This window comes from Bacteriovorax sp. PP10 (assembly GCF_035013165.1).
GTDB lineage: Bacteria > Bdellovibrionota > Bacteriovoracia > Bacteriovoracales > Bacteriovoracaceae > Bacteriovorax > Bacteriovorax antarcticus.
In genome coordinates this window covers 1,084,484-1,109,053 of record NZ_JAYGJQ010000001.1, presented here as the reverse complement: position 1 = coordinate 1,109,053, position 24,570 = coordinate 1,084,484, and the positions used below count along the sequence as shown (strand labels likewise).

Genomic DNA, 24,570 nt, shown 5'->3' with positions numbered 1-24,570 from the left:
GTATTTAGAAGAACTAAGGCCTTTTTCTTATTTAACGATTTTTTGCTAACTGCAGGGCCATTTCACTTTCAATCTCAATGCCCTGTTTGTCAGCAGCTAGAACCAATTTATCAACAACCTGACGATGCTTTTCATACAAAGGGGTCAGTCTTTCATTCATAATTTTCTTGGCCAAAGCAACATCACTTTTTTCCAGTGCTGGAATAAAATCTTTTTCATATATTTTGTAAAAATTTTCCGCTGGAGAATAAGAGTCTTCAACCATTGCTTGTCTTAATATTTTTATTTTTAAATTCTTAACCCAGTAATCATGTCGGGCCAGATAAGCTTCTTTTAATCTGGATGATTTTTCTAGCATTGTTTTTAAGTTGGTCCCTTTCGCTCCACTTCTGCCTGTTTCATAAATCATCTCCCAGGCCAATAAATAAGGTTCAATAATAAAACTAGGCGGTGGAAGCGTATCTGCAATCAGATCTTTCATTAACATAATATTATTATAGAGAGGACCTTTTACCTTAGCATCTACTCCCTCCTTATTCGCCTGAAGCTCTAGTTCTGCAATTCTCTTCTTCGCAATTCCTACAATCTCATCTACAATCTTGCAATGACGGCTAAAGATCTCATGCAACTCTGTTTGATATTTTTCGGCCAGAGCAATATCCCCTTGTTTGATCGCAGGAATAAATCTTGTCTCAAAAATTTTATAAAACTCTGTCACTGATGCGACATTAGTTTTAGTCATTAACTCTTTAAGCTTTTTTAATGTTTCGTCAGAATCATCAAGGTCAGCATTCCAAATTTTAACTCTACTAAAATAACCTTCTACTTCGGCATTTTCACTGATTCCCTCTTTAAGCTCTCGCAGCTGTTCAATGAGATGATCAATCGATTGCATTTCGTTGGCATCGATTTTTTTATCACTCATTGCTTTTTCTGCTTGATTGAGAATTAAGAATGACATCAGATAAGATTCGACGATATAGACCGGAGGAGGAAGAACATCAGCGATAACATCCTTAACCTGAACGATTCTCTGATAATAACTTCCTCCTACCTGCAATTTAGGGATAGGTTTGGCAGTAGCATATGTATTAACCAAAAGACAAAATAGAATAAGTCCACTCTTCATTTCTTTTTACCTTACTGAATATAATATTGAAAAATTCTTAGATATCTTTTATTTCTTTTCAATTGTCTTAATCCGCTTTCAAATGAATCGCGAACTTTCTCATCCTTAAAGACCACTCTGAATTTAAGATTCTCTTTAAACAGATCATAATAAATGACATCTGCACTTGTATTGAAAGAACTCGCTAATGATTTTTTATAAAATTGAAAAGTCACTTTGTTAGTAATCACAACATCAAAGCGGTCACGCCAGAACATTTTACTTCGAGTCTCACTATTTAATGGCTCCGAGTAGTTTGCTGCAAAATTTCCTTTCGCATCTGGAGCGAACATTTTTTTATACTCTTCTCCAGAATTCATCCATGCCGTAGGCCATGCTCCAACTGAGTATTTATTTAAATCACTAATGCTAGTTAACTTAACTCCTTTACTGACTTTAGCGACTGCGTAGTTTTTAACTTCCATGTATTCACTAGAGTACAATAATGGAAACTGTCCTAACATCCCTACGGCCACATCATAATTCATTTTACTAATGGCCAGTTGCAAACGATTGTTAGGTAATCTGTTATAACTAATAGTATGCCCGCCAAGTAACAAGGCCTCTCTGATAATATCAAACTCAATCCCAGTTAAATTTTTATTGCTGTCCTCAAAAATATAAGGAGGTCTAATTTCCCCAAAGGCGATCTTTAGGGGGGCTGCATAAATATTTGCTGAAATAAAAATAAAAGGTAGCAATAAGAATGATTTCAATTTGATCCCTAAAAACTCAAACACGATGACGGTCAGGGCATCATACTAAACTTTCGATAGTAGTAACCTTTAGTTTTTATTAAAATCAATAACAAAACAAGCTCTTTTATTTTTTAATCTTGTGTTTAAATCTACTTAGCTAAACAATGTTGCGATTTCTTAAAATCACCAATCAAAAAAACAAGGTAAACTTGAGGTTTTCGGCCCACAACTTACTTGGTCGATAAGAAAGTTCCATGTATGCTTTTGAGATGCTTCACAGAGATCTTCTCTTAAATAACCTGCTTCGCCTTGAAGTTGTCAAAAAAGGACAACCCGCGACTTACGCCTTTCTTGGCTTCGCACTCTTTTCATTTTTTTATGGCTATGGATGTCAGGAGTATTTGTTTTATATAAAAATCGCGTCAGTTTTTTTATGTGTTGTAAGCATCCTGAGATTTTTCCTCTATAGAAATATTCTGCATAAAGGATCACTGACTCAAAAAGAATGGGTCTCTGCTGTTATTCTTATCACTTTGAATGCCGTTGGATTGGGCATTGTTTTAGGACTAGCTTCCTTCGAATTAAAATTAAGTGGACCTCATTTTATTGTCGTCACTACTTTGCTCGCAGGACTTATCGGTGCTTCGATCGTCTCTCTTTCTTTTTTTGCGATTTTATTTATTCCATTTCAAAGTGTCCTTCTCCTTCCTCAAGTTGGGATCATTCTTTATTATTATTTTTCTCCAGAGCATTTAAACTTTCTTCCTCTCATCGTCCTTTACCTGATGTACTACTTTTATCAGTTAAAGCAGTTTAGCTCTTACAGAAAAGATCTTATCCAGCTTTTCACTTATCAAATTGAACTCGAAAGAAAGAATCAGGAATTAATTGATAATAAAAATATTATTATGGATCAAACAGTTAAGCTGATTCATACATCGAGACTTGCGGTTCTCGGGGAAATGTCTACGGGAATTGCTCACGAAATCAATAACCCGTTAACAATTATTTCTGCCAGTGTCCAAGTCCTAAGTCGTCTTGGCACAAGTGATAAACTTGATGTTGAGCAAGTTATTAAATACTCACAAAAAATCTATCGTTCAGTAGAGAGAATTTCTAAAATTGTTAAAGGCCTTAAGCATTTTGCGACTCAATCAGACCGCATTCCTAAGGAGAGCGTTTATATTCAAGACATCCTGGATGAAACAACCCAGTTTTGCTCTGAACATTTGGAGAACCTAGGGATTACGTTAAAGCTTGAAGAGGTTCCACCTCTACAGATTCGTTGCCGTTCGATTCAAATATCTCAGGTGTTAATTAATCTTTTAAAGAATGCTTCGGACGCGCTTGCAAAAGAAACAGAAGAGCGTGAAAAATGGATTGCTATTAACTTCAAACAAGATCATGAATTTTTCTATGTTCATATTTCAAATGGTGGTGAGAAAATTCCACAAGTTATCGCTGAGAAAATCTTTCATCCTTTTTTTACGACTAAGGAAAAAGAAAAAGGTACGGGTCTTGGATTATCGATTTCGCACACCATCATGAAAGATCATGGCGGCGATTTATATTATGATTTAAGCAACGACTTCTTTACGACTTTTGTTATTAAACATCCTGTAGAATTTAATTAGACTCCAAATAATCACCATGCTAATTTTTTAGTATGTACCTACCTGCCCATTTTGAAGCAACAGACTTAAAGTTGATGAGTTCTTTCATTGAAGAGTACTCTTTCGGAACTCTCGTCACTAATGCCAACAATGAGATCAATGCCAATCACTATCCTTTCTTAATTGAGCATGCTGATGAAATCACTTTATGGACTCACGTAGCTAAAAATAATCCTCAATGGAAGAATTTAAAACAAGCAAGCGACTGTCTATTAATCTTTAATGGCCCTCATGCTTATATCTCTCCAGTTTATTATGAAAATAAACTAAATGTTCCAACATGGAACTACACTGCTGTTCATTTAAACTGTGAAACTGAAGTCGTAGAAGACTTATATGAACAAAAACGTCTGATGAAAAATTTGGTAGCAAATTTTGAAACTAAAAATCAGACAGACTGGAAGTATGAACTTCCAGAAGATTTTCACCAGAAGCTGTTTAATGCTATTGTATGGTTAAAATTTAAAGTGAAGAAGATTGATGGGAAATTTAAACTAAGTCAGAATCGCGATAAGGCCGATTATCAAAAAGTACTTGCTGAGTTTTCGACAAGACAGTCAGAAAATGATCAGGAGCTCTTTAAGTATATGAAGCTGACAATGCCTGAGAAAATGAAATAGTCCTCTTATTTCGGTCGAATAATATTATACACACTACTCAAATCATACGTCTTATATCTTGCAGGCTTCGCTTGATTCCCGCCAGCATAACTAATAATCAAAGCTTCTTTCTTCGCTAGATTAGTCCACGCCACAAAAACTCCACTGTGTTCAACATCACCATACGAGTGATTGATAAAGTACAACCAATCTCCTCCTTCGATACGACTTTCCTGAACATAAGGGCCTTCAAGTTTACTTTTAAAAACTGTCGCTCTTTGATTTGATGAATACCCAGCTCGCTCATAAACAGCATCAATATAATCCCAGCAACTTCCTAGAACAATTTCCTGATTAGAAATCATCAGTCTCGATGTCTCAAGAATTTTTCTTCCTACAACCGAAGCACTATCTTCTGCCTGATTGAGAATTTCATCGATATTTTCCAAGTCACTCGACTTTTCAATTAAGTCTGAATCAGTCGGGATAAAACTAGGAAATTCCGGTGGTCTCATCGCAAAAGAGTTAAGACTTATAAGCGAGACAAAAAGTAAGATTATTTTTTTCATTCTTAAAGTCTAAACACTAATATTTGAGAGTCAATTCATTCAATTTTTTGACTCACAGACATCGCTTATACGGCGCTATTTTATTCATATTAAATGATTTATTTAATCCACTTTGCTTATACAAAATGATAAAACGAATCATATGAGCAAGTTTTTATCTGCAGACAATTTTGACTGGTCTCCTTTCAATATAGGCACGCCTATTAAGACCAGGCCTATGAATACCTTTGAAGGTCTTGTCGATCGTATTAGGATTGCCGCTTTTGCTGAAAGACAGGCCTATTATGCTTTCTTAGAAGCTGCCAGAATCTTTGCTGATGAAGTTCCTGCTGAGTTAGTTGAAACATGGAAGCGAATTGCTGAAGAAGAAGCAAAACATGAAGGCTGGCTTTTAAATAGACTTGTTGAACTCAAGCAAGATGTTGCAGAAATGCCGGTGAGTCTTGGTCTCTACCAATCATTTTCAAAATGCGAGACGGCCAGAGACTTTGCTCTTTATATCTCAGACTCTGAAGAAAGAGGTCGTATTGCTGGTTTAAAATTTGCTGAGTTCTTGAAAGTTAATGATCCAGAGACTGCCAAAATCTTTTCAGATATTGCCGAAGAAGAAATCGCTCACGTCGCCTTGGCCAAAAGATTCGAGTAGTAGTGTGTAATTCTTACCTAAAACCATAGAATTCTCTCCTGTTTGCCTCATTACTCTCTAAGATGAGATAAACAATTTCTGGAGATACTAATGCGCTATTTAGGATTGGCAATCTTTGCTTTACTACCTCTTATCCAAAGTTGTGATTCTTCTTCCCTACAACAAGATTCAAAAATCGTTTCAGCAAATCTTATTAATGGAACGGCCATCAAGGCCCATGACCCTGCTGCAAAATTTGCTGTCTTACTCCGCTCTAATAGTAGTTATTGCAGTGGAAGTCTTATTGCTCCAAACATAGTACTCACTGCTGCCCATTGTTTTAATAAGTCGGAACCTGTTTCTGTAGTCACTGCGCAGGCAAACTCGAGCGTCACTAAGGAGATTAAAGTTCGTCATATTTTCAGGCATCCAAAATGGAAATTTGGCAATGATATTAATGAGGCCGGTGATGTGGCCCTTCTTGAGCTTGAGAGACCAGTTGATTCGACTTATAAACCGATTGCTTTATATGATGGTCCGTTGCCTTCAAACTATGAATCGTTTCCACTTGAAGCTTACGGATATAGCCTTTATACAGAGAATTCAAGTATTGATCTAACTGACTATTTTAAAGATATCACGCGAGACAGTTACACCAATGGCTCTCCTACTAATAAACTTAATGGAAAGCTTCTGACAGCGACTGACAGTCCGTACAACACTGAAAATCATTTTATTTTTGCAGAACAGCTGACTGGTGGAATGTGCTCTGGTGATTCCGGCGGACCAATGGTGGTGAATATAAATGGAGAAAGAATACAGATAGGCGTTTTTAATTCTATGGTTAGTACAAAAGGTGGTGACATAGATTGTAGTTCATATTCAATTGCAGCTTACTTACAACCCTATCTTGAATGGATCAATAAAACGCTACGTGAAAATAAACTAGCGCCTATTGTGACTAAAAGCTTTGCAACTTCAGAGGCCATTACTAATGTAGAGAACCCTGATACTTATTGTGTCTATGCTAAAACTAACGACATCGCTTTTCTAGAAAGTGTAAAAGAACAAATTGTGAATAACGTCTGCGATAAGAACATCATTATGGAGCTTGAGAAAGCTATCGGAGTTGCGGCAGAGTATTGCACGACCGACCTTGCTCGCAACTACCAGGATGCTTTAAGAGCTACGCTAAAAAGTGTTTCGGCAAACTGCCAAGCTGATGTTAAGGATTAATTAGCTTATGAAAATCGCTTCAATCTTCCTATTCTTTGTTATCTCGTTTAATGTCTGGGCATCACCTTGCTGTGGCCCCGTCACTGAACAAGCTTCAAAACTAGATAAACTCTACGATCAAACGAATGTTGAATCCCTTTGGAAAAACGGTATTCACGTAGACTGGCAAACCGGTGCTTCTGATAAACCCGCTGACTACCAAGGTCCTGATCGCTACTCTCATTGTTCGGCATTCGTAGCAAGTGTGAGTATGACATTGGGAGTTTACGTCCTTCGCCCACCAGAACATCCTGAAACATTCCTTGCCTCTGCTCAAAGCAAGTGGCTTCTTTCAGAGAATGCTCAAAAGGAAGGCTGGATTAAGCTCCAAGATATGCAACAGGCCCAGATTGATGCCAATGCCGGTAAATTAGTGGTCGCTGCTTTCATTAGCCCAGAAGAATTTAAGCCAGGCCATATTGCGATCGTAAGACCGAGCTTAAAATCAAGCGAAGAACTAGAGGTTGAAGGTCCCCAAATTATTCAGGCCGGAAAGTATAATTACAATTCGACAAGTGTATCCAAGGGGTTTGGCAGTCATCCCAATGCTTTTCCCAGTGAGATCTTATACTTCTCTCACCAGTTATAAAGACTATAAAACTTACTAACATTTCCCTTCATCCAATTTTAAAGCTACTCACTTTTATTTAGACTTGCTATAAACACCCCACTCAACCGGGGAAACGTATGTTTAAATTTCTAATGATCCTTACAGTGCTTACTTCTCAATCTTGGGCAAAGTCTGTTGATTTGCGCTCTGATATGTCGGCCATCCGCTATCAAGGTGATAGAAATACATGTAGCGTTTTTGCAGCTACATCATTAATGGAATTCTTAATCAAAAAGACAACGGGTCAGGCACTCGACCTTTCTGAGCAATATAATTACTGGTCAGCAAAGCAAAACGTTTTAACCAACAACACACTACAGTTCTATGCTCATGTTGATGGACTTGCAGGTTTCCTGGCCGTTGATGGTTACAAGTATGGTAGCGCTCTTGAAACAGAATGGACTTACGCAGACAAAAGTCCGTTTCAGTTAAATGAGCCTCAATGTATAAATACCAATCAACCAGACAGCACTTGTTTTACAGGAACTCCGCCTGCAAACATGAAAACTCTTCCTTACACAATTAAACCGATCTCAATTGAGAGAGAAAAAATTGGTGAATTCATCCTTCAGAAAAAATTGCCAGTCGTGATGAATATCAAGTGGTGCTACTCTGCTGTTGATAAAAATGGTGATTATCGTATGCCTACAGAAGCTGAGCTTTCTCAGTGTGCTGGACACGTTATCACTCTTGTTGGTTATGATTCAGATCTAAAGCGCTTTATTTTTAGAAACTCGTGGGGAACGACTTGGGGAAATCAAGGTTATGGAACAATTCCTGAAGAGTATATCGTTAAGCACTGTGAAGTTTGTGAGAATTTAAAATTTTTAGATCAATACAATGCTGAAGAAAAAGAAATGATCTTGAAATCCTCGAGAGGAACTTCTGGAAGCCTTCTGACTTCAGGTAAAGCACAGTAAATTGTTTTTAATTCTGTGAGAGGTAGACCAATCTACCTCTCATATTTAAATACGTTTACCAAACTCATCTTCACGACTCTCAAGTAATAAATAATTTCATAATGAAATTTTAAAAGTTCTTGTAATAGTCAGGGACAATGTCGATAACTTTCTGACCAGAAAAAAATATCTTTTCATTTATTCGGGATCTAAAAGATCCTGAGTAAAATCACAATTCAGCATTTTACCCATTATTTCGTTGGCATCCTAAGTGCAAATATCTTTTCATCCCTCATGGACAGATTTTTTATTCTTAAAGGAGAACTACAGTATGTGGCATTTTTTAAAATCAGTACGATGCAATTTTTTTATTTATTCAACAATTTTAGGAGCTAGTTTACTAGCAACATCCTGTGGTAGTGGTACAAGTGCATCCAATATCAAGATTCCAGGAGTAAGCAATTTAGGAATATCACTCGTTCAAGATAATATGCTCATATCAATGGTATTAACTAAAGTTCAACTAGCTGGTGGTCTTCGTTATAACATTCCTAAATATCCAAACTCATATATGGAATTATCTCCTGATCTCGAATCATCCGGGACCTTACTCGCCATTAGTATTTCTGCTAAGGATATTCTAGATACAAGTCTTCTGAAACTCGACACCTTAGCTCTTCCTGGAGGACGCGCTCTGCCTGGAGTTGCCGGTGGACGTTTACCGGCCGTTTCTTTCTCTAATACATCTTTCCAAAACATAAGCTTTTATCTAGGACCTAAAATTTTTGGAATTTTTATTCCAATCAAAACGTTAGGGCCAATAACTGCCATCATTACGTCTAGGTATTATACTGGAACGAATCGTGTCGGAAATATTTCGTTAGTTGGAAATGATGCTAATGGTGAGAATGCAGGAGTATTATTAATGTTAGACTTAACTACAACTGTGAAAAACCAAATCCAATCAGTTGCTAAAAAGTATGCGCTAGACTAAGACTCAAAAGAACAAAGATATATGTCGGGCCATCTATTAACCCCAGATGGTCTCTTCTTATTTCAACTCATCAATTCCATTTATATCTGCGCCTTCTAATGCTGCTTTAAGAAGAAGTTGCTTTACCCAAGGGTGATCTAGTTTCCAAGAAAATCCTGCTGCAATCGCAGACATCTTTGGTGATTGATAAACAATAGAATGCACTCCAATCAAATGAAGACGGCTATCTTCACTCTTAACAAACCAAGGCCCGCCAGAATCGCCACCAGCTGGAACTGACAAGCTAGGATCACTCACTAATTCTACAGCTAACCGAGACCCTACTTCATATTGAGAAAGAACGAATTGAGTTGTTGTTTGTAAAAATTCACTAAGTTCTCTTGGTGATAAATCAGTAAAGTCCTTGCTGTTAACTACACGATTGTAATTATCTTGAAAAACGTATTGCTCGCTTTCAATAATCAAATTATTTTGCCCACAACGCTTCTTTCTATTATCTGTGATATTTTTTGCATCAAGATTTGTTGAGCCATAACCACAAAAAGAAACTGAATCATGTAACTTTAGACTTAATGGCGCTACCGTGAAGAGCTCCTCTTTCGATAGATTAAATTCTTTTGAAAGCTCTTGTGGATAAATCAATATAACGATATCACCTGGGCTATCACCTCGGGCCGGATTAAAAACTTTTGTTGGAAATTTATCGAAGACAACTTTGGCCGGAGCTGTGCCTTTTAATTGAATCGCGCCATAATAAGCACAATGTTTTGCAGTTATCACAGTGAGTGGATTTAATCCGACGATCGAGCCTGAGCAAACTCCGCCCCCACCTTCAAGCATAACCACTGCTGGCATTCCAGCTTCATCCTTGCCATTAACAATTGCCTCTGCAGAGAGAGTTAATAAAGTGCAGGCAACCATGGCGATGAGACGGATAAACATTAAGAATGTCCTATTTTATAGAATAAGACTTATTATTGCAGCAATAGAATTTCATAGGGAAATTTGTGAAAAATCATGAATATTCTCTATGTCTAATTTTTTGACAGACAGAATAACTTACTGATTAATCAGCACCTCTTTACCATTAAAGTAGATCGTATCCATCAGCATAGATGTACCGAGAAAAAGACCGACGGCCTTCATGAACCCTTTTTTAGGGTCTTCTGTCATACACATTTGATTGTGCATTAACATCGTCATTCCAATAGTCGTGGGGACACTGATAAGGCTGAAAATTCGATGAAAAGTAAATCTATCAACTGCCGGGTGACCTGTTTGCATCATACCTGAATTTTCTTGGTACTCTTGTTCTGTCAGTGCGGCCAATAAAAGCTCACGACTTTCTTCGATGTCGATATCTTCAATTGTAACTTCATGATCAAAGTCAGCTGGGTTCATACTTTTCCCAGTCCTCTTATCTTTAAACAAGTCCTGAGTCTTTTTTAAATGCTTTTCATATAAGTTATTTTCTTCAGCGATTTTAAGTAACTCTTGCAGTTTTTGCTGCGCCTTAGGATCTTTCTCTAATTCTTTTAGTTTCTTTTCAAGTTCAGAGTTATCAGGTTTAAAAAAGAAAGCATATGCTCCAGAAACTCCGACATCGCTTAAAGTACTACTTAAAAATGCCATTGGCATTTTTCCTTTCCATGGATTTAAATTAGGATTAGTCAGAACAAATCGGCCACCGATATAATTAAACATTAATTCGATACCAAGCGAAAAGAATAGTTCGTTAAACCATTTTTTATTTTTCTCTTCATCTCTGTGAACAGTCGAATAAGATATTACTGTAGACCCAAAACTTCCGGCCATAATAGCGTAAGTAAGGTGTTTGGCCTGCTTGTATGCAAGCGGTGTTGGTTTTCCCTGAATTTGAGTTTTGCATCTATAATAAAGCTTTTCAAAGATTTGGCCTTTTTCACTTGCGGCCTTTTTTCCGGCAGCACTTTCTTCTTTAGCTATCATCTTTTGCTTTTTATCATCTACCTTTCTTTTGTGAGCAGCGAACTTCTCCCAGACTTTGTCATTTTCATCGATATCCTTACCGGATAGTTGATGATGAAATTCTTTAAGCAGATCGCGTCTGACACTGGCATCTTCTTTACCATAAAGAAAAATTGCTCTGAGTGTATCTTCATCGAGAGTTGAAAGTTTTGAATCGCTAAACTCTTTAAAGAAGTCATTCGCCTCTTCATCAGTCATATCAATTTTTAAGAAGGCCTTTAAGTCTGCCTCCAGTGAGTCACTTTTCTCTTCTTGAAAAAATGCTTTGATTATTTCCTGGCATGTGGAGTCTGCAGCAGGAATGCGCTCCGCCTGCGGTCTTATAGATCCACATGATGTAAGGAAGAGAGCAACAATGTTGATAATGATCAAGGATCTTTTCATGCTTGTTTATCGGCTAAACATATAAATGTTAAAATTTATCATATTTGACTAAATCAATCAGGATTACTCAATTCTAGCTTATGTTTATGAAATGATGATTACTGCTGCTGTTGTGAACAATAAAAAAATAACAAAATTGAGAATCTTTTCATCATTAATCTTTGGCAGTAGCCTTATATTTGATAATTTTTCTGATTAGGAGTTCATCATGGATAACAAACCAACCAGTGCACCAGATAGTTCGGCCGTAAGAGTCGCTCTATGGAGGGCCATGCATGTTCAGGTTGATTCGTTACCACATATACTTGAAGACGAAATTGGACTACAGCTAGCAAACCCTGATTCAGACTGGCGACAACGTCAAGACATGCATCCACAGGGCACTAGCGGTTACCGTGCATCAATCGTGGGTCGTGCTCGCGTGATCGAAGACTTGGTCATAGAAAAAATGAATCAAGGAATTAATCAATATGTCATTCTTGGAGCAGGCCTTGATACGTTTGCTCAACGTCGACCTGATCTCGCATCTAAGCTTCAAATTTTTGAAATTGATCAACCTGAAACACAAGATTGGAAACGACGCCGTTTAACCGAACTTGGTTTTGGTATCCCAGATAATTTGCATCTTGTCCCCGTCAATTTCGAAGCCGGTGATTCATGGCCGGAAAAATTGATAGCAAGTGGATTTGATGTAAAGAAGCCTGCGCTTATCGCCTCAACTGGAGTATCGCCCTATCTCTCGAAAGAAGCAAACCTGATGACCTTACGTCAGATTGCCAAATTTGCTCCAGGCTCTATTCTTGCGATGACATTCATTCTTACTCTAGAGCTTATTGATGCGGAAGAAAGGGCCTTGCACCAAATGGTGTATGAGCGAGCACGTGCCGCAGGAACGCCATTTATCAGCTTCTTTGCACCGTCAGAGATAATGGAGTTAGCACGCGAGGCCGGTTTCAAAACGGCCAATCATATATCAAGAGATGATATTATTCAGCGCTACTTCACAGGAAGAAGCGATGGACTGAAGCCCTCGAGTGGTGAAGAATTTTTAGTAGCAACGACTTAAATTTATCTTTGAGCAATTGGACTAGGTTGATCTTTATCGAGAATTTCGGCAATCAGCTGATCATAAAAGTGAGTCACCTGGCTTCCTTTCTCCGGTCCATTGTAAATAAAGCTAAAGGCCACAAGTGTGCCATCTTTTTTCTTTGCATAACCACCAAGAGAGACTGCACCAGTGATAAATCCTGTTTTTGCCTTAACCCACTCAACATTTGTAGAAGCGATCTTTCTCTTTTTTAAAGTGCCGTCTACTCCGGCCTCTGGAAGAGATTTCATAAAGACATCTTGAGTTTTTTTATTAACTGCAATACCTTCAAAAATTTTAAGAATATTAGCAGAAGAGATTTGATTGTCTGGGCTTAATCCAGAAGGGCTCACAAATGAATAATCCTGCATTCTCATAGGAAGTAATTTCGTTTCATTATTGATGATCTTTACTCCTTCTGCGATAGAACCTATCTTTTGATTTTTAACGGCAATGGCCTTCGTAAGCATTTCGGCCACGTGATTATTAGAGTCTTTGTTAAGATCTGTCAAAAGGCCTAAAATATCTTTTCCAGAAAACTCAGCAAGCAAGGTTGCCGTCTTAGGAGCTAAACTGTTTTGTACTTTACCAGCATGAGCTATCCCCTCTTTACCTAATATGTACTGAAGATTTCTTCCTGACCATATATCTGGATGAGTGATATTTTTTTCAAATACAAGAGTTCCGTAACTTCTACCTAAGTGTCCTTTTAAGAAAAGAATATTCTGACCATTTTTAGTCATACGTCTTTCAGCTCGTACGCCATTTACGTTACCTTTTATAGTTTTTACAGAACCTACAACTTTGACATAATCATTTGGAGGATAGATATCCACTTTCGCAACCCCTCCAACATTAGAAGGATGGACGCTAATACGAATCGTGTTCCAGTTATAAGACATCGCTCCAACCGGAGCATCATAGATAAAGTCAGCGCGTATCTTTCCACGGCTTTCGTCATAACGAATATTATCGAAATACGAGTCATCAACAATGATGTCTCCAGTGATTTTTTTTATTCCTTTTTTCTTTAATGCTTGAGCTAGATAATTCATACCTTCGCTACTAAAAGAAGGATCGCCTCCTCCAACTAGATAGAGATTTCCTTGAAGAGTATGATTTTCAATTTTCCCATCCGTTTTTATTCTTGTGACAAATTGATAAGTGGGAGGAAAGTTTTTAAGAACAGCGTATGAAGTGACAATTTTTGATAACGAAGCGAGTGTCAGTTTTTTATCTGCATTGATATTTATTAAAGTCTCTTTTTTGTTTCCGACCTTAACGGTTAACACCGACAATTTATCAGTTGAGAGATGGTATTTTTGGGCCAGGGCCAAGGCCTCTTGCTGAAGTGATTGAGCAAAGAGTCCAGTCGAAAACAAGCTAGCTATTAATGTGGTAAGTGGGAGTATTTTGAGCATTAGAATTCATCCATCCTTAGATTCATTTAATCCTATTAATGATAGCATAATTCAGGATTTTTGCTGGCTATTTGCAGAAATATCCCACACTAAAAACAATTCGTTTATTAAACTTATTTGTAATCACTGGAGTTTATAGAAATTAAAAATTAGAACAAGGACACTACAGTGACTGATCGACAATCGCCTTAATTCGATTCTCTTTTTTCATTTTTTCGATGGCCTTATTGAACTTTAAAATTAAGTCCTTTTGATAAGGAAATTTTGGATCGGGATTGGCAAATGCGAGGTAGCCTTGCTCTGCTGAAACGATGGCAACTTCTTCAATTTCAGAAAAATTTTTTGGCCACATATTTTTTCTTTTAAGATTTTTTAACGTATGGAAAATCGCAATACGATCGTTCACATAAGCATCAATTTCACCGCTTCCTAATTTAAAAAGATTTTCTTCATTGCCCTTAGTTTCGACAATCGATACTTTTTTATCGTGATATGCCTTTGTAAACTCAGGACCAGCGATGTCGATAGTCCCTAGGAAAATTCCAATTTTTTTATCAAGCCAGTCCTTGGGCCATGATTTAAGTTTATAGTTTTCACGATCTTTTCTTGCCACCACAATAATATTTTCGGTCAGGAGTGGTTCGGAATACTCACCAATAAAAGGTCTCTCGCTCGGCCGATAGTAAGGAGGATAAACAGCAATGACCTCTTTCTTTTCCAACGATATCATCGCTCGCTTCCACGGGAGTGGAATAATTTTCAACTTATATTCGGGCATTAATTTAAAGGCTTCTTTAATAATTTGAGTGTAAATACCAACGGCCTTTCCATTTTTGTCAGAATAGGAATAAGGACTATAAGAATCATCTGAATAAATGGTAACTTCAGTAACTGCGGCCTGTCCCAACAAAGGAATGAGAACTAACAAACTGAAAAAATATTTTTTAATACCCATAGAGGTATTTTAAAATTATGACTGGTATGAGTCAACTTTTTAAAATTTGCGAAAGATAAAACTCATATGAGTCATTTATTTTTTAACGTCCTTGTATTCGAAAATATTTTTCTACAACCCATTTCGCATTCTGTGCAACTGATTCTGTTGCTTCAAAGTTAAGTGATTCTCCAATGAAATATATCCCATCCTGCCCTTGAAGATTTTTTAACGCCAAAGCGACTTCTCCCGTAAATATTCCAACCGGGATATGGTGAAAGTATGGCCACTCTACTTTCTTCAGTATTTCAATTTTATTTATTCCTAACGTAATTGAGAGATCCCTACTCAAAACTTCTTCTGCTTCTTCCCAACTAATCTTGTCATCAAGACTCTGATACGTCACATACAGCTCATCATTATTCCAGAAATTAACCATCGATTGGATATGATTGATTCTTGAAACGGTCATATTGGGATAAAAGAAAAAAGAATGCTGTGCCTTACCTGCTAAATCTTTTGTCTTAATTACGGAAATGAGAAACCTATGATTCGTAAGACTATCTGCAAATACATTCAATTCCTTTGAAGGTTTCATAATAATAGATCTTGCAGTTGGAATATCTGTTGAGATGATAACTTTATCAAACTGATATGAACCTTTTGTCGTAACTAATTTTCCATCTTCAATCGAAAGTACTTCCTCATTCAATTTGACATCAAAATGCGAGGCCATATTTTCCCAGAGCTCTGAATAACCATTTTTAAAATATCGAAGTCCTTTGATATATGGTGAACTATGCGGCCTAAGATTTTCGATATAACCCTGAAGTCCTACCGGTGCGATCGTTTTAATTAACTTCAAAGCATAATACGCAGGAATCACTTCAGGATAGAGATACCCAGAAGCACTGAGACTCATAACAAATGGTGGAAGTACTTCATCGAAACCGTATTTCTTTGCAAATTTATCCAGGGGAAGAAACAAATCGGAATGAATAGAATAAATAAGCTGAGGAGTATCAAGTTCAGGAAAGCGCTTATATATTTTCAACAGCTTTTTATATTGAATCAAAGTGCGAACAGGGCCGACAGCAGAATATCCTTTAAAATTTCTCCAGTGATTGTTTTCATCTAAGAACAATATTTTCGAAGGAAGTATCTGAGTTTGTGGACCATAAATTCGAACAAGAGAATTGATTGTTGTAAATTCTTGAGTCACAAGAAGTGCGCCAAGCTCAATCTTTGTATCATCAATTTTAAAACTATAAACCTTGCCACCAACGCGGTCATTCTTTTCAAAAATCGTAACGGAGTGTCCCTGCTCTTTAAGATAGTGTGCAGCAGTTAATCCAGATGCTCCAGCGCCAATAACTGCGACATTCAGAGCAAAGGCCCTGGCCGTAAAGAAAATGAATAGCCAAAAAATATACTTAAATGAATTCATCTATCGAGGACAGTAGCATGGCGCGACTGTATGCTGACAACTTCATTTTTTATAAAGATTTGTACTAGAAAGTTACTTCTTTTTTTCTATCCCAAGAGAATTTTGCAAAAATAAATAAAACGTTACCATTATTTATCCCATCATTAAGCTTTGGAATAAGAATCAAATTCACAGTTCCATTTCCAAGATCAATCGTCCCCATTGGCAAAACGAATGGAATAGGAATTCGATTTGCAAAATCTGATCTTGAGACTAAACCAGCAGCATATCCAACACCTAATTTAGAATTTCCTATAAAATTAAAATTCTTCACCCATGCGTATCCAACATTAACTTGCAAATCACTATGTGAATCAAGGTGAGTCATCGCAAACAACATTTCAGAATTGCCTTTTTCGTTGAGGATAGATCTTCCAAATCCAAAACCATACGCTCCTTCATTAAGTTCTTTTAACTTCTCTGGCGTATAAGTAAATCTATCATGATAGGCGTATAGGGTTAGGTAGAAATCATTCTTTCCTTCATCGTAAATTCTTGTGACTTTATTTCTTGAAGCATTCCACCACCTTTGTGCAAAGTTCTGGCTTGCTTGAGATGTTTCAACATGCTCTTTTTCGGCCAATTCATTTTGTTCTTCAACAACCTGATCTTGAGAGAAAGATGACATAGACGTGAACATAATTGCTAAAATCAAGATACTTAACTTCAATGGTCGTCCTTACTAATAAGTAAGTTTATTATACCTTGATTTATTTTTAGGATTTTTACTAATTGCTTTTATTTTTAATTTTGTAGTTTAGTAGAATAGATCGCTTCTAGGCAATGGCCGTGTATTTTATAAATAAATTTAAAATTACGTCTTAATTGACAACTAAATTTATAGAAGATTAAAATCAGCAGAAGAATATCGCTCAACTTAATTAAGGTATAAATATGCTGAAGCTCTATGGTTTTAAGAAAGTAAATGCGATGGCCCGTGGTAACACTCGCGATCTTCGGATTCTTTGGGCGCTTGAAGAAATGCAGATGCCATTTAAACTTGAAGGTATCGATCATCCGGCCCATGAGCTGAATACTGAAGCCTACCGCAAACTCAATCCTTTCCAACAAATCCCAGTTATCGATGATGATGGTGTAGTACTGTCTGAGTCGGGTGCCATATTGATTTATCTCGCGAAGAAATCAGGGAAACTTATCCCGAGTGACTTCGCTTCCGAATCACAAGTTGTACGCTGGTGTTTCGTCGCCACAAACTCTCTTGAAATACCACTGATGAACATTTTAATGATTGACTGGACCAAAGATGATGGATGCAAAAAGTACCGAGAGTTTTTGGTAGGTTGGGCCAACCATCACCTTTCGAACCTGGAGCATTGGCTAGAAGGCCGTCAGTATGTTGCTACAGATAGCTTTACCATCGCTGACATTTTGATGTCACATGTACTCGCTGTGATCCAAGATGAAAGTCTGCTCCAACCGTATAATAATGTTAGGAACTATCTTAATCGATGCCTGGTACGTCCGGCCTGGAAGCACACGATCGATAGCTACTATAAGAACGTGGAAGCCGGCTAGCTTAAGAGTCTTCCCTCTCCAACTGCAAACTTATCTATAAATTTTTCATCATGATGCTTATATTTAAATAAGTAATAGCTCCCCACTTTTTCGTGTGACTCTTTTTTACACGAAATCAACACATTATTTTTGAATATGTAACTATAAACAAAATTAACAACGACAAGACGGTACTGTGATCCCACATAAAAATGGGACACTGAACAGATTAGGAGATTTTATGAAAACTCTAAGATCATTAAGCTTTATTACTTTTCTATGTTTTTCCACTGCTGCTGTTCATGCTTCAACAAGCATGAGGCTGACATGTGAAGGAAAATCATCGATTCAAGCATGCAAAAAAAATGTGACAGATGCTCTAACGAAAATTGGCTGCAACCTTGATTCGCAAGAACCCCTTTGTGAATATTTCTTAGTTCAAGATCCAAAGAACCCAACTGGACCAGGTATCGCAACAGATGAAGTCGTATGTAGTGCATATGCTCCGAACTGCGAACAACCTACTATGGGAGGATTTTCTGACTCTTGCGCTTCTGATTCAAAACAAGTGAAACTGTCAAAGTCTACACGCATACATAACGGCTACTCGTATGGTTTTTTCGGATCTTACTCTCGCGGTATTTGCGTTCGTGAGTAGTTCACAGCGATGATAATGAATCAAAAATAAAGCTATTCTAAACGGCTATCGCTTCAAACCGATGGCCGTTTCTTTCTAAGACTTCCCAAACACATAACAGCCCAATTTCACTGATATACTATGCGGTTTTTAAATTTAATTTTTATTTATGAACAGCCGATAATGTATAAAATTCGCTCAGGAGAATCTTGTGAAGAAATTATTTTATGCTCCCGTAACTTTTTGCTTAATAGCAAGCTGCTCACATAAACCAATTAATAAAGAAATAGATACCTTCACAAATCATTCATTCGATACTACCAGAGAGCCCACGTCTGAAAAAACATGCAGGGATATTATATACTCTTTGCTTACAGTAGCAGGTACACCAAACATCAGCGCCTATTCTGCCAAAACTTGGAATGACCTAGATAAGTCCATCATGCTTGAATTTAATAAAGCGCTTACAACTCCATATAAATATACTGGTTATAAGATTTATAAAGAAGGTATGCCTCATGTCGAGGTGTTGAAAAAAGTGTTTAACATTAGGCCCGGTGAAAAAACCGAGAATACTGTAGGTACGATTATCGATCAATACACTAAGTACATGGATAATCTTGTTAGTACGAATGTCGTTAAAAGAGAAGACGTCCTTTTACCTGCATTTGTTTTTAAAAAGCCTGATGGAAATCTTCTTTGGAAAAGTTTCGGAAAAGAAATTCCCGATGATGCTGTTATAGAGCGAAATATTATTTCACCTGAAACCTTGAATGCAATGGCGAAAGAAGGCTATTTTCCCGTTGGTAACGATGAGCATACGATAAATGATATCTCAGCGTTTGAACATGACCTTGCCCATTTCACCGGATTCATTGATTCTCCAGAGTATATGAAAGAAGTTAAAAAGCTGGCATTAACTGATCAATCCCGCTTAACAGTGAATCAAGCAAAAAGAGCTTCTTTCTTCAAAGAGGGAATGGTCTACATAAAAGATGATGAAGCATTAATGAAAACACTAAAAATTTCAGATGAAATGAGAAAGAATCCTTCTCAGGTCACTCTTGAAGAGATGAAAAAATACTTAAATGGGTTTAGCATTGAAGAATTGGAAACAACAAGAATGGAATTAGCATCTAATATTAATAAGTATTATGTCTCACTGGGTGGGTCTGGCCGCCATTCTATCGATCCAAGAAGTAATATTTTTCATGACATAGTACAATCTGTTTTACCCATGATTTCAAGAGGTCTTCCAGGAGATGATGGAGACTACGTGCAAGTGGCTTCAAAGGACGGATTGGCCGTTTTTCAAACAATGCTTCTACGACTACGCGATATAAAATACAGTGATTGGTCGTATGCTGTTACTCACACGCCTCCAAAAGATTCTCCTATATATAAATTTTTTGAAGAAAGCAGAAGGTGGCAAAGTAAAGATGACCCTATGCTTGATCTATACAGAGACTTTGTAGAGTTGAGACGAACATTTCTAACAGATCCAATAGATGATAACGACTAATAGAATTAAAACATAGATATACTGAACGGCCATCGATATAACTCGATGGCCGTTTTTATTCTTACTAAATTAACTATTTTTATGAATTGTTTACAATTGTAAACAATGGCGCACTCTGAGGGATTCGAACCCCCGACCAACTGGTTCGAAGCCAGCTACTCTATCCAGCTGAGCTAAGAGTGCGTACGGGATGTTTTTAGTATAAAAACTCCCACTCCCTTTAACAACTGTTTTAAAACTTAATAACCTTGGAAATCTCACTTTCAATCATTTTCTGCCCCTCATAATTGAAATGAAAGTCAGCAAAATGAAACTTCGGATCACTTTTGGGGTCTTTATTAATTAAAACAACATCCACTTGCGCCAATTTCAGCAGAGAAATTAATTCATTACTCAATGCCGGATCCCAAAACATATAATTGCTCACCACGGCCGTAAATTTGCCCTTAGGAAACACTTTCAGGTACTGCCTCTTGGTCTCTTCAATAAGTTTAGCCGTCAGCTTTATATGGTCACTATTAAACTTAGGTAAATCCCCTACCCATCCAAAATAATCAATAAGTCTGATGAAATTCAAAATTTTAGTTTGAAGCCTATCTTTTAAAATCCCTTTATAAACAAGCTTTCCATTTTCTAGTTCATACCAAGGACTATTTCCCTTCTCCCAAGATAAGTAATTTTTTGTCACTGCAACTCTCTCCAGCATCCAGGCAGGAGAAAAAATATAAATCATGCGTCCATCATTTTCCTCAATTTGAGAATACCAATCTGTTTTCTCAAAGCGGGCCAGTGTATTATGAGGTCCTCCTCCAGGATGTCCAAAATTGTAAGCATGATAGTTTGGATGTCTTTGTGAAAGAAGATAAGGAAGTGTTTCCTCATCACGAACTCCCACTCCAAATACATTCGATTCCCCTGCAACAATTAAATGATGAGGTTTCTTGGGGAGCTTAGGAAGAATTCGCATCCCAACTTTATCAATATTATAAAAGGCCTTATAACCATTAATTCCATTAGCAGGTGTTTTTATCTGAAGCACTCTTGAGTCCACAGCATACACCCAGCCAACTTTATTTTTTAAATCGATATCTGCTTCATTTGAATGTCCAGGGCCATACCAAACATAGTACTGCTCCTTAAAATGCCCGGTTATTTCAGTAGTCTGATTTTCCTCAAACTCATTGGCCTTCGTAAGATCATCGATGCCATAGGCGGCCCCAAGCAGCGATAGCCCCAGTCCCAAACAAGAAATCGTCTTTCCAATATTATTCATCCCACTATTTTTACACCTAGTTATTGGTTAAACAAGCCTTGTATTGCCCCCAGAACAGCTGAATTAACTATAAATATTTCAAAAACATTTAACAATAAGGCCCAATTCATATAAGGTGCAGCCTATGACAAATCTAGTTTCTGAAAACATTCCTGGCTACCAGTTACTCGACTCTGGTTTCGGTAAAAAACTCGAAATCATCGCGGGTGTAACCGTTGAAAGACCGTCTCCACAGGCGATCTGGGCACCTAAACTCAATGAACAAGAATGGAAGAAGGCCACGTCGGTTTGTATTAGAAAATCAGATGGTGGTGGAACGTGGAAACACCGTGGTGATAAAGAACCAAAAGATCTTATGATTGAATGGGAAGAATTGAAGTTTAAACTGAAGTTCACATCATTTGGTCACTGTGGAGTCTTCTTCGAGCAGCAAGCTGTTTGGAACACTCTTTTAAATGAAACACGTGCACTGGAAAAAGAATTAGGGAGACCGATCAAGTTCCTTAACCTTTTTGGTTATACTGGTTGTGCAAGTCTTGCTGTTTTAAAAACGGGTGCAGAAGTTTTCCACGTTGATTCATCAAAAGGTGTTTTAACTTGGGGAAAAGAAAACGCTGAAGCTTCAAAGCTGGACACGAAAAAAATTAAATTTATTCAAGAAGACGTAAAGAACTTTGTTAAGCACTCGCTTAGAAAAGGTTTCAAGTACGATGCTATCCTGGCCGATCCTCCTAGCTGGGGACACGGGGCCAATAAAGAAGTTTGGGAATTCGATCAGATGATTCATGAGTTAATCACTGACTGCTACAATATCCTGACTCGTGAAAAGAGCTTTTTCTTTCTTTCATCACACACTCACGGGGTTCAATCTGAGGCCCTGAGAAATATCATGAACGATCATAAGTCTAAAAAAGATGTCGTGGTTGGTGAGTTAGGAGTTCGTCATAGTAACGACTCTAGAATTCTTCCGGCAGGTATCTACTCTCTAGCTAAAAATATTGTTTAGAGTGTGTCTTCGCCACTCTTGCTAATTTAGACATATGTCTAAACATTAGACACTTCCCCCCCTCCATCCTTCTGATTCTTTTAGATTCTGCTGTGGCCCTATTCTTGCTTTGTTCTAATCATCTATTGTATTCAATTTTGGAGTTCGTATGAAGTCATACTCACTTTTTGCTCTATTACTTGTGGCCGCTTCTTTTACTGCCAATGCTAAATTAGTTCCTCAAAAAAGGATTCTGATTTCAGTTGGTGATCTAAAAGAAACCAAATCTAAAGAGTGGAAAAAGGAAACTTGTCTTCAAGTTTATAAACTTGCTAACCAAATCGTAGACCGAGGTGTGGACGTCACTTGTCGTGAATTCAGCACTGAGAGCTTTGTTGATAAAGATCTTGCAGCTCTATCTAAATCTTACGATTACCATATTAAAATTTTACGCTCTAGAGGTGATGAAGGTATTACGACTGACGTAACCAACTGGAACCGTAAATACGATTCTGACTTTACAAACTTAGGATGGTCATTCCAGGACTCTAAAGACAGTAAAGCAAAAAAAGAAGACGCCATGGCGAAAGTTATGGGGAATTTATTTTTATACATCAACAATGAAGACGCTTACAAAGCGGCCCTTCTAGTTAATGGTGCGATAGAGTCTGATCAAATTGCCTTTGATGAAAAGAAACAAGTCTTTAAAGATAAAGCAACAAACTCTCCGATTTCAGCAAGTAGAGCTTATTCTATTTTTGAATCAGAAAGCCCAAGAAAGAAAAACTATCTTCGCACAGGTATTGAAATCGGTGTTCAGCTTTCTGCTGCGATGGCGATCTACTACAAAAACCTGGTATTCAACGAAGTGGATTTTGACTATGAATTAGGTTCAGGTTTAAAAGGAAAATATATTACAGGTGAAGCAATCAAGTTTGATGACAACGATAAAGCTTCTAACTACGGACACACATATGCCGGAGTTATGTACTACCAGACAGCAAGAGCAAACGGATTTAATTCTCTTGAGTCTGCACTTATTGGTTTTGCCTCTTCAGCGGCTTGGGAAACTCTTGAGTACCATGAAGTTTTCTCAATCAACGATCAGATCTTAACTCCAATTGGTGGTTATGTAATTGGTGAAGCAACTTACCAATTATCATGTGCTCTACTTAATAAGAATTCTATTGCAGCTAAAACTCTTGGTTACACTGTTAACCCGAACCTTGGTATTGCTCACGCAATCGACGGTGCTTGGAAAAAAGGTGATAAATTTGCTTCACAACCAGACTGTAAAAAGCCTCGCTGGTCAGACATCTCGGTTTATATCGGTCTTGATAATGGACAAAAAGCTTACGAAGGATCAAAAAATAATGATTACGTTCTTGGTCTAAAAGCTGAAGTCGTTAATATTGATAATTACGATAAAGCTGGTAAACACCAAAGCATGGTTTACGATTCAGCAGTGACAAAGCTAATGGTTGAAAGCAATGGTAACCAAGGTGTAACGGATTTAAAAGTTGTGGCCCAAGTAGTAATGGCCGCCTATAACCAGAAAAATTTAAAGAAAGATTCTTCAGGACAACTAAGTGGATACGATGTCATCTTAGGTATTGGTTCAGGTTCAACTTGGACAGATAGAGGAACAAAAGAAGATTCTGTTGATGAAGACTTCTACGGCACAGTTAATATTTTAGGAGCTACAGCTCACGCAAGAGTTCATATGAACGGATTTATCCTGAACGCTGACTTCGGTGTCTACGGTGACTTCGCCATGGTTAAGTCATACGCATTAGAGCCATACAAAGCGAGTCAGAACGGTGACCTTAGTAAAGAATCAAGTATCGTTAGAAAAAGATCATACTACTGGGGATCTGGAGCAAGTGCGATTGGTGCAATCTCTGTCTCTCGTGGAAACTTTGAAGTTGGATATGAAGGACAATTCTCAACTGCAAACAGTATTGATGAAAGAAATAGAATTGAATCAGAAAGTGGAGCTAAATTTAAAGATTCACTTTCAACGAACAAAATTTATATCAGATACAGCATTACGAAGAACCTTAGTATCCAGCTTTCACGCGAGATTGATGTGAGAACAGGATCTGTAAATGGTGACTTTGATACGAAAGGAACTGAAAGAAGAACAATGGGTACTTTGATTTATAAATTCTAGTTAATGACCAAAAAAAAGGCCGGTGGAACCCTAATT

General features: G+C 37.4%; 23 protein-coding genes and 1 tRNA gene. 13 read left to right on the top strand and 11 right to left on the bottom strand.

Annotated elements, in window-relative coordinates; genetic code table 11:
• Positions 1 to 31 precede the first annotated feature (31 nt).
• The gene (locus tag SHI21_RS05445; protein ID WP_323575246.1) at positions 32 to 1,129 is read right to left on the bottom strand and encodes a hypothetical protein; all 1,098 of its coding nucleotides are present in this window, start codon (positions 1,127 to 1,129) and stop codon (positions 32 to 34) included.
• Between the two features lie 11 nt (positions 1,130 to 1,140).
• Positions 1,141 to 1,884, bottom strand: a complete 744-nt coding sequence (locus tag SHI21_RS05440; RefSeq protein ID WP_323575245.1) for a substrate-binding periplasmic protein — start codon at positions 1,882 to 1,884, stop codon at positions 1,141 to 1,143.
• 236 nt (positions 1,885 to 2,120) lie between these two features.
• Between SHI21_RS05440 and SHI21_RS05435 the strand changes: the two genes are divergently transcribed.
• Both SHI21_RS05435 and SHI21_RS05430 read left to right on the top strand, forming a co-directional pair.
• Positions 2,121 to 3,500, top strand: coding sequence for a sensor histidine kinase (locus SHI21_RS05435; protein ID WP_323575244.1), 1,380 nt, complete (start codon positions 2,121 to 2,123; stop codon positions 3,498 to 3,500).
• Positions 3,501 to 3,532: 32 nt separating this feature from the next.
• On the top strand, positions 3,533 to 4,159 hold the full coding sequence (locus tag SHI21_RS05430; protein WP_323575243.1) for an FMN-binding negative transcriptional regulator: 627 nt from the start codon (positions 3,533 to 3,535) through the stop codon (positions 4,157 to 4,159).
• Positions 4,160 to 4,164: 5 nt separating this feature from the next.
• Here the strand turns inward: SHI21_RS05430 and SHI21_RS05425 are convergent, their stop codons facing one another.
• Positions 4,165 to 4,707, bottom strand: coding sequence for a hypothetical protein (locus SHI21_RS05425; protein WP_323575242.1), 543 nt, complete (start codon positions 4,705 to 4,707; stop codon positions 4,165 to 4,167).
• 142 nt (positions 4,708 to 4,849) lie between these two features.
• Between SHI21_RS05425 and SHI21_RS05420 the strand changes: the two genes are divergently transcribed.
• The 5 genes from SHI21_RS05420 (at position 4,850) to SHI21_RS05400 (ending at position 9,110) form a co-directional block, all read left to right on the top strand.
• Positions 4,850 to 5,353 carry a DUF455 family protein gene (locus tag SHI21_RS05420; RefSeq protein ID WP_323575241.1) on the top strand — a complete coding sequence of 168 codons (504 nt, stop codon included), beginning with the start codon at positions 4,850 to 4,852 and terminating at the stop codon, positions 5,351 to 5,353.
• Between the two features lie 90 nt (positions 5,354 to 5,443).
• Positions 5,444 to 6,568 (top strand): S1 family peptidase, encoded by a 1,125-nt coding sequence (locus SHI21_RS05415; RefSeq protein WP_323575240.1) that lies wholly within the window; start codon positions 5,444 to 5,446, stop codon positions 6,566 to 6,568.
• 7 nt (positions 6,569 to 6,575) lie between these two features.
• Positions 6,576 to 7,196: a hypothetical protein gene (locus SHI21_RS05410; protein WP_323575239.1), complete on the top strand. Its 621-nt coding sequence runs from the start codon at positions 6,576 to 6,578 to the stop codon at positions 7,194 to 7,196.
• A gap of 98 nt (positions 7,197 to 7,294) precedes the next feature.
• Entirely contained in the window at positions 7,295 to 8,137 is an 843-nt protein-coding gene (locus tag SHI21_RS05405; RefSeq protein ID WP_323575237.1) for a C1 family peptidase, read from the top strand.
• A 481-nt stretch (positions 8,138 to 8,618) separates the two neighbouring features.
• A complete protein-coding gene (locus tag SHI21_RS05400; RefSeq protein WP_323575236.1) occupies positions 8,619 to 9,110 on the top strand; it encodes a hypothetical protein in 492 nt (163 codons plus the stop codon).
• Between the two features lie 57 nt (positions 9,111 to 9,167).
• Here the strand turns inward: SHI21_RS05400 and SHI21_RS05395 are convergent, their stop codons facing one another.
• Both SHI21_RS05395 and SHI21_RS05390 read right to left on the bottom strand, forming a co-directional pair.
• Positions 9,168 to 10,052 (bottom strand): trypsin-like serine protease, encoded by an 885-nt coding sequence (locus SHI21_RS05395; protein ID WP_323575234.1) that lies wholly within the window; start codon positions 10,050 to 10,052, stop codon positions 9,168 to 9,170.
• 117 nt (positions 10,053 to 10,169) lie between these two features.
• The gene (locus tag SHI21_RS05390) at positions 10,170 to 11,501 is read right to left on the bottom strand and encodes a hypothetical protein (protein ID WP_323575233.1); all 1,332 of its coding nucleotides are present in this window, start codon (positions 11,499 to 11,501) and stop codon (positions 10,170 to 10,172) included.
• A 208-nt stretch (positions 11,502 to 11,709) separates the two neighbouring features.
• Here SHI21_RS05390 and SHI21_RS05385 point away from each other — a divergent pair, with 208 nt between their 5' ends.
• Positions 11,710 to 12,567: a class I SAM-dependent methyltransferase gene (locus SHI21_RS05385; RefSeq protein ID WP_323575232.1), complete on the top strand. Its 858-nt coding sequence runs from the start codon at positions 11,710 to 11,712 to the stop codon at positions 12,565 to 12,567.
• A gap of 2 nt (positions 12,568 to 12,569) precedes the next feature.
• Here SHI21_RS05385 and dacB read toward each other — a convergent pair whose 3' ends face one another.
• The 4 genes from dacB to SHI21_RS05365 all read right to left on the bottom strand — a co-directional run bounded on the left by dacB (position 12,570) and on the right by SHI21_RS05365 (position 17,099).
• Positions 12,570 to 14,009, bottom strand: coding sequence for a D-alanyl-D-alanine carboxypeptidase/D-alanyl-D-alanine endopeptidase (dacB, locus tag SHI21_RS05380; protein WP_323575231.1), 1,440 nt, complete (start codon positions 14,007 to 14,009; stop codon positions 12,570 to 12,572).
• Positions 14,010 to 14,172: 163 nt separating this feature from the next.
• Positions 14,173 to 14,964: a substrate-binding periplasmic protein gene (locus tag SHI21_RS05375; RefSeq protein WP_323575230.1), complete on the bottom strand. Its 792-nt coding sequence runs from the start codon at positions 14,962 to 14,964 to the stop codon at positions 14,173 to 14,175.
• 82 nt (positions 14,965 to 15,046) lie between these two features.
• Positions 15,047 to 16,390 carry an FAD-dependent oxidoreductase gene (locus SHI21_RS05370; RefSeq protein WP_323575229.1) on the bottom strand — a complete coding sequence of 448 codons (1,344 nt, stop codon included), beginning with the start codon at positions 16,388 to 16,390 and terminating at the stop codon, positions 15,047 to 15,049.
• Positions 16,391 to 16,454: 64 nt separating this feature from the next.
• Complete coding sequence (locus SHI21_RS05365; protein WP_323575228.1) at positions 16,455 to 17,099, bottom strand: hypothetical protein; 645 nt, start codon at positions 17,097 to 17,099, stop codon at positions 16,455 to 16,457.
• Positions 17,100 to 17,323: 224 nt separating this feature from the next.
• On the opposite strand from SHI21_RS05365, the gene SHI21_RS05360 reads away from it, so the two are divergent.
• From SHI21_RS05360 to SHI21_RS05350, 3 genes are all read left to right on the top strand, one after another.
• Positions 17,324 to 17,965, top strand: coding sequence for a glutathione S-transferase family protein (locus tag SHI21_RS05360; protein WP_323575227.1), 642 nt, complete (start codon positions 17,324 to 17,326; stop codon positions 17,963 to 17,965).
• A gap of 220 nt (positions 17,966 to 18,185) precedes the next feature.
• A complete protein-coding gene (locus tag SHI21_RS05355; protein ID WP_323575226.1) occupies positions 18,186 to 18,602 on the top strand; it encodes a hypothetical protein in 417 nt (138 codons plus the stop codon).
• A gap of 190 nt (positions 18,603 to 18,792) precedes the next feature.
• On the top strand, positions 18,793 to 20,103 hold the full coding sequence (locus tag SHI21_RS05350; protein WP_323575225.1) for a hypothetical protein: 1,311 nt from the start codon (positions 18,793 to 18,795) through the stop codon (positions 20,101 to 20,103).
• Between the two features lie 106 nt (positions 20,104 to 20,209).
• On the opposite strand, the gene SHI21_RS05345 is transcribed toward SHI21_RS05350, so the two are convergent.
• Both SHI21_RS05345 and SHI21_RS05340 read right to left on the bottom strand, forming a co-directional pair.
• Positions 20,210 to 20,286: transfer RNA gene (locus tag SHI21_RS05345), tRNA-Arg, on the bottom strand.
• Positions 20,287 to 20,335: 49 nt separating this feature from the next.
• On the bottom strand, positions 20,336 to 21,376 hold the full coding sequence (locus SHI21_RS05340) for a hypothetical protein (RefSeq protein ID WP_323575224.1): 1,041 nt from the start codon (positions 21,374 to 21,376) through the stop codon (positions 20,336 to 20,338).
• 124 nt (positions 21,377 to 21,500) lie between these two features.
• Between SHI21_RS05340 and SHI21_RS05335 the strand changes: the two genes are divergently transcribed.
• Together SHI21_RS05335 and SHI21_RS05330 are read left to right on the top strand one after the other, a co-directional pair.
• Positions 21,501 to 22,382: a class I SAM-dependent methyltransferase gene (locus SHI21_RS05335; RefSeq protein WP_323575223.1), complete on the top strand. Its 882-nt coding sequence runs from the start codon at positions 21,501 to 21,503 to the stop codon at positions 22,380 to 22,382.
• Between the two features lie 148 nt (positions 22,383 to 22,530).
• Positions 22,531 to 24,534: a DUF3943 domain-containing protein gene (locus SHI21_RS05330; RefSeq protein WP_323575221.1), complete on the top strand. Its 2,004-nt coding sequence runs from the start codon at positions 22,531 to 22,533 to the stop codon at positions 24,532 to 24,534.
• The last annotated feature ends 36 nt before the right edge of the window (positions 24,535 to 24,570 follow it).